We start from the raw sequence: 8,734 nt of genomic DNA, 5'->3' as shown, positions 1-8,734 counted from the left end.
CGTTCTTCAATCCGTCTTCTAGAACGGCGCTCTGCAGCCGGCCACGCGCTCTACTGCAGCCGCTACTGCAGCCGCTACTGCAGCCGATGGCTGACAGAGACAACAAAACCGCCTCTGACGTCTGCGTTTCCGCAGGTCAGAGGCGGTTTGGTTCGGTCGGGCTGACAGGATTTGAACCTGCGACCCCTTGACCCCCAGGCGCGGCTACACGCGTGGCGAGCGTGCCTGGCGGTCTCGCTGAGCGTGAAGGATCGCTAGGGAGTCTTGGGCCGCGTGTCCACGTACCCGGACGTTGCAGCCGCCGTTGCAGCCACCAGTCAAGGGGTCGCACGCGGCTCCGGTTCGGCCCATCTCGATGGTGTGCACGTGCTGCGGACGCCGACAGCGCCAACCGCCGACTCGGCACCGCTGGCCCACTTGCACCACTTCGGTGCTGCCTTCCGTGCCTCTCGTTGCACCTCAACGCTGCGCTTCTCGTCGTGCGCCTGGAGGGCATCCCATGCAGTGCCCCGCGGGGTGGTGGGCTTTGAGGTGATCCTCGCTGCCTACACGTCGTTGCTCTCGATGGCAGCGACGGGTTCAGTATCGCTGGTGCCGCTGAGCTTGGCCATGGACCCCTCGGACAGGTAGCGGCGATCACCGGCGATCCACTCGTCGTGCATGTCGATCAGCGCGGCGCCGACCAGTCTGATGACGCTGGCGGGCTTCGGGAAGATGCCCACGACCCGGCTGCGGCGCTTGATCTCCTTGTTCACCCGCTCGAGGGGGTTGGTGGACCAGATCTTGCGCCAGTGCTCCCGCGGGAACCCGGTAAAGGCGAGGACCTCTGCCTTGGCCTCGTCCATGTACGGCCCGAGCTTGGGCCATCGGGGGGCGAGCCCGTCGCGGGTCTTGTCCCAGGCCGCGCTACGTCGGCGGGGGTGGGCTGGGCGAAGATCATCCGGAACGTCGAGGCGACCAGCTCCGCCTGTCCCCTTGGGGACGTGGGCGAGCAGGTTGCGGGCGAAGTGGACCCGGCACCGCTGGTGCGCAGCGCCCTGGAACGCCCTCGACAGGGCAGCCACGAGGCCTGCGTGCTGGTCGCTGATCACCAGCCGGACGCCGGCCAGGCCACGCTGCTTCAGCGACAGCAGGAACGCGCGCCAGAACACCTCGTCCTCGCTGTCACCGACGTCCAGGCCGAGGATCTCGCGCTCGCCCGTGGCGGTGACGCCGGTCGCCACGATGACGGCCATCGAGACGACCTGGCCGCCCTTGCCGGGCTGGTGCAGAGCGGCGGGAGGCCACCAGACCCGGTACCACCTCGCATGAGTTTCGCCGACCCCATGGCCTCAGTGAAACCCTGGCGCGGCTCCTCTGGCTCCCGGCCGAACGTGCCGGACAAGTGCAGGAACCTGGAGCGTGTGACCCCGAACCGCCGCTGCCTCCGGCCCCCCCAGGCCCACCGCAGCGTGCAGGGTCAGCCCTGTGCGCCGTTCGCGACGATGGTCTGTCCCGGGACCCACCCCGCTGCGTCAGAGGCGAGGAAGCTGACCACCGCCGCGATGTCCTGGGCGGTGCCAGGACGTCCCAGGTCGGTGTCGCCCGCGAAGCCCTCGGTAACGGTGCTGAAGAAGCCTGCGTCGCGCGTCCCGTCGGTCTCGATGAGCCCCGGGGCGACGCCGTTGACCCGGATGCGACAGGGGCCGAGCTCGTGGCGAGCTGGGCGGTGATGCCGTCAACGGCGCGCTTGGCTGCGGTGTAGACCAGCGCTCCGGGCGGGTTCATGGTGGAGGCGAGCGAGCTGAGATTGATCACGCTGGCGCCCTCACCCATGTGTTGCACCGCCTCGCGGGTGACGAGGATGAGGCCGAGCACGTCGAGGTCGAAAACGCGGTGGAAGCTATCGGTGGTCACATCGGGCACGGGTGCGTATTCATACCGGCCCGCGTTGTTGACGAGGATGTCAACGCGGCCGTAGGGCTCGAGTGTGGCCGCGACCAGCGCCACGGCACCGTCGTTGCTGGTCAGATCGGCGCGCACAGCCGTCGCGTGCCCGCCGCCGGCGCGGATTGCGGCCACGACCTCGTCGGCGGCCTCGCGTGAGGCCGCATAGTTGACCACCACCTGTGCGCCGTCCGCCGCGAGGGCGCCAGCGATGGCGGCCCTAGCCCCTTGGAGGCTCCGGTGACGATCGCGACCTTACCGTTCACACTCATGTTGGTACTGCTCTCATTCGGCGATTCGTAACGACGACGGCCGCTTGTCGGTGGTCGGAGCGGCCGCCGTCGTCTGTGGGGTGCGGCGACCGGTTCTTCGTCCGCTGTTGCCCGGTCGCGGTGAGGGGTCAGGCGTTCGCGTGGATGGCGCGGTCCTGGCCGGCCCTCCAGGTCGCCATGCGCGCCTCGTAGTCGGCAGTCATGGTGTTGAGGGGCTCCGGCCCGAAGAACTGGCGCAGCGGGGGCTCGTCGAGGTCGACGAGCTCGAGAACCACAGCAGCGAAGGACACCGGGTCGCCACCGCTCTGGAGCGCCCCTTGGAAGTCGCCCATCGCCTCGTGCAAGGGCGCGTAGGCATCGAGCGGTGCGGCGAAGCGGGCCGAGGAGCCACCGAAGTGGGTGCTGAACGCGTCGGGCTCCATCAGGGTCACCTTGATGCCGAACGGCGAGACCTCTCCGGCGAGGGCCTGCGCTTCCCCCAGAGCCACTGCGCGGGCAGTACGTCCTCGTCTTCACGGCGCCGCCCGGGATCCCCTCGCGCGAGGCGCTCGATTTTCTAGCGAGCTGGGAGTGCTCGCCTGGCGACGGAATGCGGGCAGCGGCCCAGATCTGACCCAGCAGAGGCCCGTCGATCTTCACATCAGGGACGTGAGGGCTGTATCCGCAATATGCGCGCGGCGGCCGCAGTGACCCCGCTGTCCGCCAAGACCGGCTCAAGCCGATCGGGGATGCCTGCTGGGTCAGGTGCTCGAGCATCAGGTCGCTGGCCCGGTTCTCCTGGGTGGCTCTGAAAACTGCCACGCGCTCTACTGCAGCCGCTACTGCAGCCGACGGCTCCCGGAGACAACAAACCACCCCTGACCTCTGCGTTTCCGCAGGTCAGAGGCGGTTTGATTCGGTCGGGCTAACAGGATTTGAACTTGCGACCCCTTGACGCCCAGGCGTCCAGACGGCGTCGTCGAGGCCGAAATCCGCGTGGTTCCGGGCCTCAGATCATGCAGCGCGACTCACGAGATGCATGAACTGCATGGTTCTGGTCCCCTTCAGGTCCCCTTCCTTGGCTGAACGAGGCACCGAGGGCCGCGCAAGGCTCCCGCCCGGCGCGAGCGAGGACCGTCGCCCAACCACCTGCCCTTGCATAGGCCTCCTCGACAGCGCGCAGCAGGACATCTGCCTCACCGTCGAGTGCCGATCGGGCTTCCGACCGGGGGAGCGAGCGTCGTTGGCGTAGTGTAGGTAGTGGTAGTGATGGTGGTGTAGGAGGTGGGCAATGACGACCGTGTCGTTTCAGCTGAACGGGGAGCAGATGACGCTCACCGTGCAGCAGGTGCGAGATGCAGCGCGCAGCGCTACACCCGAGCCACCGAGGCTTCACATCGTAGAAGTCCAGGGCTCGATCTACCCCGTGAAGCAAGTCTTCAGCGCTGCCACTGGACTCGATCGTCTTGACTTTACGACGAATCAAGCACGAACAATCCTGAAGCGCCTCGGTTTCAAGGTGACTCGGGTGGATGAGACCGAATGACCACAACGGCCCACGACCTGCTTGAGAAGCACTACTACCAGATCGAATCTCGGTACTCGATCTTGAGTTCAGGCAAGTACACGACACTCGTGACAGCGAACGGGAACTCGGCTACGCCTATTCATCGGTGGTTCCGCATGAAAGAGGCCTACTCGTCCGAGATGCTCGGGCAGGTTCTTAATGACACTGGGCTCGACGGGTTACGAACGCTTCGACTCGTTGACCCCTTCTCCGGCAGTGGAACGACCGGGGTATCTGCTGGCGACCTCATCCGTCGCGGGGACCTCGATGAGTCTCGTGTCACCGCAATGGAAGTGAATCCGTTCCTCCACCTGGTCTCCCGAGCAAAGATGTCGGGACATATGGTTGGCCCTCTCAGAATCCAGACCGTCGCAGGGCACATCGCGAGGCGCGCCCTAACCGAACAAGACGGATTGACCGAGATCCCGTCACTGACAACATTTGCCAATCCTGACTACTTCCCGACAGAGAACTTGCGCAATCTGCTCGCCTTGAAGGCTTCTCTGACAACCATCCTTCGAGAAACCTCCGACGCTGCCACCAGTGATCTCTTGCACCTGGCGCTCGCGTCTGCGATCGAGCCGTCCAGCAATCTGCGACGAGACGGTCGAGCGCTACGCCTAACCGCCGGGAAGGCCCGCACTAACCCAATCAACATCTTCCTCGATGCGGTCGAAACGATCGCTCATGACATCGATAAGCCAAGAATCCCGTTCACGGCTTCCGTTTCTCTCCAAGACAGCCGGCGCCTTCCGCAGCCAGTGCAGCCATCTCACGATCTTGCGCTCTTCTCGCCTCCCTACCCCAACAACATTGACTACACCGAGGTCTACAAGCTGGAGGCCTGGTTCCTCGGACTGTATTCATCGTCCGAGGACTTCTCGCTTCAGCGGCGGCAAACCGTTCGGAGCCACAGTAGCCTCCGCTGGGGTGAACAGTATGGCTTCCGAGACGGCAAAAACGTTAAGCTTATAGAAGCACTGCTCGCGCCCGTTCTCGATGCGATCCCCGATGATCGATACAGGCGGGGCCGACAAGAGGTGGTGCTGGGCTATGCAGACGACATGTTGGCGACCCTACGGTTCCTGCACGCAAGCCTGGATGTCGGCGGAAGAATGGCTATTGCAGTCGGCAACTCTATGCATGGCAAAGCAGGTAACGACTACGTGATTGCATCGGACCTACTGCTCGCTCAGCTCGCGGAAGTCGCAGGTTTTCACGTCGACAAGATCGATATAGCTAGGTACCCCAAGCGACGCACCGCTCGCTCCGCGTATCTGCGCGAGAGCCTCGTCTTTGCGACAAAGGAGAGGCAAGATGCCTGAAGCACATGAGGTCGCGCCGTCAATGACCCTGAAGCCGTCGGCGAGGCTACAGCGTTTTCTCGGAAGTGAGTTGATTGCAGACCCAAATCTTGCGGTTCTCGAATTCGTGAAGAATGCGTACGACGCTGGCGCCAAGAACGTCATGGTGCGGTTCTTTTTAAGTGGCGAGCCCACTTCGCTGAGCATCGCCGATGATGGAATCGGGATGGATGAAGACTCGTTCCGATTCAACTGGCTGAGGCCAGGGTTTAGTCAGAAATCCATTACCTACCGCGGAGATGGCCCGTCATTGCCGCGGTCAGGTGCGGCTGCCAAGCTCGCCACATCTCGAAGGCCCGCCGGCGAGAAAGGGCTCGGGCGTTTGTCGGCGGGGCGTCTTGGTAAGATTCTGACAGTCTGGACTCGACCGTCGAAGACGTCCCAATGGCTCAGAGTCGAGTTCGATTGGTCCCGCTTCGACGACATGTATCGCGCCATGGACGAAATATCGATCCCCTTTGAATACCGCGACTCTGCCCCTTCCGAGGCATTCGAGCAGGGAACGCTAATCGAGATCAGCGACTTATCACAGTCATGGGTCGGAAAGATTCCCGGACGACCCGCTCCTGGTCGACCGCGCACAAGGCTCGGGCGACTGAAGCAAGATCTCTCGTTTCTGATTCGAGCGCAAGCTGGCAAGGACAAGAAGTTTCACCTTGAACTTGATGCGGATGTCGTTGCCGAAACAGGCGACGTTGGTGTGATCACCGCCGAGAGTTCGCGACTCGATACAGCACAGTATGTCTATCGCTTTAAGATCACCGCGCAACCTGTTCCCGGTGACGAGCTATACAACGTGAACGTCGCACGCACGATCCAGCGTAGCGCTGAGGCGACCACCGCTACTGGTCGACCGACACTTGAGGAGTTGGAACCCACGACGGATAAGGGACTCAGCGCCTCGAAGTGGCCCGGACCGGTTACTGGCTTCTTCCTGTACACGCCGCCACCTGCTGGACGACGAGCCCAAGATATTGATCTAGCCTCAACCGGCGTGCTCCTGTATCGCGACGACGTACTGGTGGAGCCATACGGCCTGCCTGGCAATGACTGGCTCGGCGTCGAGGCGAGGAAGGCTTCCAGGCAAGGGCATGCGGCGATTCAACCGTCGACTTTCTCCGGCGAAGTGCAAGTAGGTAGAACCACCAACCCCTCCCTAGTCGACATGTCAAACCGCCTGGGCCTTCTTGACAACGATGCCAGTGCTGAGTTCGTTCGGCTCCTGCGCCATGAGTTCGATTTTTTCGAAGAGATCATCTATACCGAAGTTCTGATTGAAGGTAACTGGCAAGGTTCTCGCGAGAAGAAGGCGGCACAGCAGGCGGAACTCGGAGAGCGCTTCGCCCAGCTTAGACTCAAGGCGCTCGCTCACAGGGCTGGGCAGCCATTACAAGCTATGGGTTTCGACGTTGTCGGCCTTCAGTTATTGGCGGACGACGTGTCAATTCCCCCGGGAGTGCGCGCGAAGCTCAAATCTCACGCGGACAAGATTGAAACTAACGTTGAGCGCCTGGCGCGCGTTGTTCGTGAGCTTTCTACGGTGCCTGCGCTGGACAGCTCCGAGTTCGACATTGCGTTACTGATCGATCAGGTCGTTTCCGACTCAAACTCTCTGGCCGAGCAGCACGAAGTTCAACTCGCAACAGAAGGTAACACCGAGGCTCTTGTTTTCGCTGCTAGGGCACTTGTTCAAGAAGTTCTGCTGGAGTTGGTTACGAATGCCATCGAGGCGGCGCACAACACCAATCGGGTTGGTACCGTGACGGTTCAGTTGTCGCGGACGTCGCCGACCCATGTAGAGGTGCGTGTTCGTGATGACGGCTCGGGCTTCGGGGAACAATCGAGTAGCGTTCACGACTTGAGCTTGATCCAGTCCACGAAGGGTCGGCCTGCGGAGGGCCTTGTCACGGCCGAGAATTCGATTGTTGCCACCCGCGGAGCTCTCTGGGTCGAAAGCACGAGCAGCAGCGGCACGTGTTTCGTTGTTCAGATACCTACTGGAGCGTCACCCGCTCCCGGCAAGAGATGAGAGGCGAGCATGTCGTACGCACTGTTCATCGATGACGATCCCCAGATTGTCGCGAGCGCGACCGATCTCGTCCGTGCGCAAGGGCTGACCCTAGAGACGGCGTCCACGTGGGACGAGGGACTGGAGAAGTTCTATGCTTACTCCCCCGATCTGGTGATTTCCGACTTTAATCTTCCTGGTTCAGAAATGGGCCTCAGGCTCTTGCTAACCATCTCCAAGCTCCGGCCCTCTGTGCGCGTGATTCTCCTTAGCGCCTATCTGAACGAAGATGACGCCGCGAAGATTAGAGGCTTGCATCTGGTTCATGATGTGGTCATCAAGACTGATCCCGTTGCGACAGCCCGCCGAATCCTTCAGGAGGTTTCAGACGCAGCTAACCGCGCGGACGATTCCACCGACTGGGTTGCCTTCTCGCACGCCTCCCAAGACGTAAGAGAGGTCGACGATTCGATCTTTGATGAGCTTGATGCCTACCTGATATCGAACCGTCTTCCCGCGGATGGGGGTAAGGCTGATGCCTGACCCCCTGCGTTACACCTATCTGGACACCTCTGCCCTCATGCGTAAGGCCGATGCTAGCGCAAGCACGATGGTGGCACGGGTACAGAAAATGCAACCCGTGCTGCAATCAATATTCGCCGATGAGACTCGCGTTTTCGCATGCTCGGAGCTCACGATTCTTGAGTTCCACAGTAATATAACCACGAACTACCGGTCCCAAGCTTTGCCTGACTGCGACTATAAGTGGTGGCTGGGCGCGAGGGCCGACCTTTTTCAGCGGATCGGAGACGGGCAGATTCAAGTCTTGCAGACGCCGCCGAAGGCAGCCGAGCATGTCATGTCTCTCGTAACATTAGCAACTAGAGAGCACGGTCGTGCATTGCACGCGATGGACGCCATGCATGTCGTGATCGCAGCTCGTTGGGCTTACGACATAGGGGCAAGGGTTGAGATTCTTACGTCGGACACGGACTTCGATGCTGCACTTTCAGTTACGTCGTTCAATGACCGCGTAACTTTCGCAAACCTCGACGTTCTAGCGTCGACCGGCGAAGGATATGACAAGCGCAACCAGAATGTTTAGTTCTACGCACATTGTTCACGCGCTTCGATTACCTCGTCGTCGCGTAGCGTCTGTGCCGCTGAAGAAGGGGGGTCTGCTGAACGAAGAGGGGAATTCCAGATCGGCTAGGACGAGGGTCCTGACTGGAAGGATGTTCGCTTGGCAGGCAGGTATCCCAAGGAGTTCAAGGAAGACGTGATCCGGGTCGCCCGGGCTCGCGGTCCGGGTGAGACTCTCGAGCAGATCGCGCACGACTTCGGCGTGCATCCGGTGACGTTGTCGAAGTGGCTACTGCAAACCGATATGGAGGACGGCATCAAGCCCGGAATCACCCGGGACCAAGCCGCCGAACTGCGCAAGGCCAACCAGGGGATCCGACGCCTGGAACAAGAGAAGGGTCGGCTGCACCCCTGGCTGCCTTGTGACTCGGATTAGTCTCGGGACGTCCCTGGCATGCGGTGGAGACGTCCCATGCTTGGCGTTTCAACTGGGACCGAGCGTCACGGCAGTTATCCACAGGCCGCCGGCGCACCC

At 61.8% G+C, this 8,734-nt stretch carries 7 protein-coding genes and 2 pseudogenes; 6 read left to right on the top strand and 3 right to left on the bottom strand.

Annotated features, from left to right (window positions below):
* Window positions 1–545 precede the first annotated feature (545 nt).
* From M8330_RS19845 to M8330_RS19835, 3 genes and pseudogenes are all read right to left on the bottom strand, one after another.
* A pseudogene (locus M8330_RS19845) lies at window positions 546–1,253 on the bottom strand (IS256 family transposase); the annotation flags it as partial.
* Between the two features lie 206 nt (window positions 1,254–1,459).
* A pseudogene (locus tag M8330_RS22780) lies at window positions 1,460–2,103 on the bottom strand (SDR family NAD(P)-dependent oxidoreductase).
* 223 nt (window positions 2,104–2,326) lie between these two features.
* Window positions 2,327–2,686 (bottom strand): SDR family oxidoreductase, encoded by a 360-nt coding sequence (locus tag M8330_RS19835; protein WP_250828752.1) that lies wholly within the window; start codon window positions 2,684–2,686, stop codon window positions 2,327–2,329.
* 782 nt (window positions 2,687–3,468) lie between these two features.
* Here M8330_RS19835 and M8330_RS19830 point away from each other — a divergent pair.
* From M8330_RS19830 to M8330_RS19805, 6 genes are all read left to right on the top strand, one after another.
* Complete coding sequence (locus tag M8330_RS19830; protein WP_250828751.1) at window positions 3,469–3,723, top strand: hypothetical protein; 255 nt, start codon at window positions 3,469–3,471, stop codon at window positions 3,721–3,723.
* The gene (locus tag M8330_RS19825; RefSeq protein ID WP_250828750.1) at window positions 3,720–5,069 is read left to right on the top strand and encodes a glycoside hydrolase family protein; all 1,350 of its coding nucleotides are present in this window, start codon (window positions 3,720–3,722) and stop codon (window positions 5,067–5,069) included. Before M8330_RS19830 ends, M8330_RS19825 begins: the two co-directional genes overlap by 4 nt.
* A complete protein-coding gene (locus M8330_RS19820; RefSeq protein WP_250828749.1) occupies window positions 5,062–7,137 on the top strand; it encodes an ATP-binding protein in 2,076 nt (691 codons plus the stop codon). The genes M8330_RS19825 and M8330_RS19820 overlap by 8 nt, the downstream gene beginning before the upstream one ends.
* Window positions 7,138–7,146: 9 nt before the next feature.
* Entirely contained in the window at window positions 7,147–7,659 is a 513-nt protein-coding gene (locus M8330_RS19815; protein WP_250828748.1) for a response regulator, read from the top strand.
* Window positions 7,652–8,221, top strand: coding sequence for a PIN domain-containing protein (locus M8330_RS19810; protein ID WP_250828747.1), 570 nt, complete (start codon window positions 7,652–7,654; stop codon window positions 8,219–8,221). The genes M8330_RS19815 and M8330_RS19810 overlap by 8 nt, the downstream gene beginning before the upstream one ends.
* Window positions 8,222–8,359: 138 nt before the next feature.
* On the top strand, window positions 8,360–8,635 hold the full coding sequence (locus M8330_RS19805; protein ID WP_250828746.1) for a transposase: 276 nt from the start codon (window positions 8,360–8,362) through the stop codon (window positions 8,633–8,635).
* The last annotated feature ends 99 nt before the right edge of the window (window positions 8,636–8,734 follow it).

Origin of the sequence: Nocardioides bruguierae (assembly GCF_023656415.1) — a bacterium.
Classification (GTDB): Bacteria; Actinomycetota; Actinomycetes; order Propionibacteriales; family Nocardioidaceae; genus Nocardioides; species Nocardioides bruguierae.
Note: the sequence above shows the minus strand (reverse complement) of the source record. Positions and strands in the feature narration are given on the sequence as shown.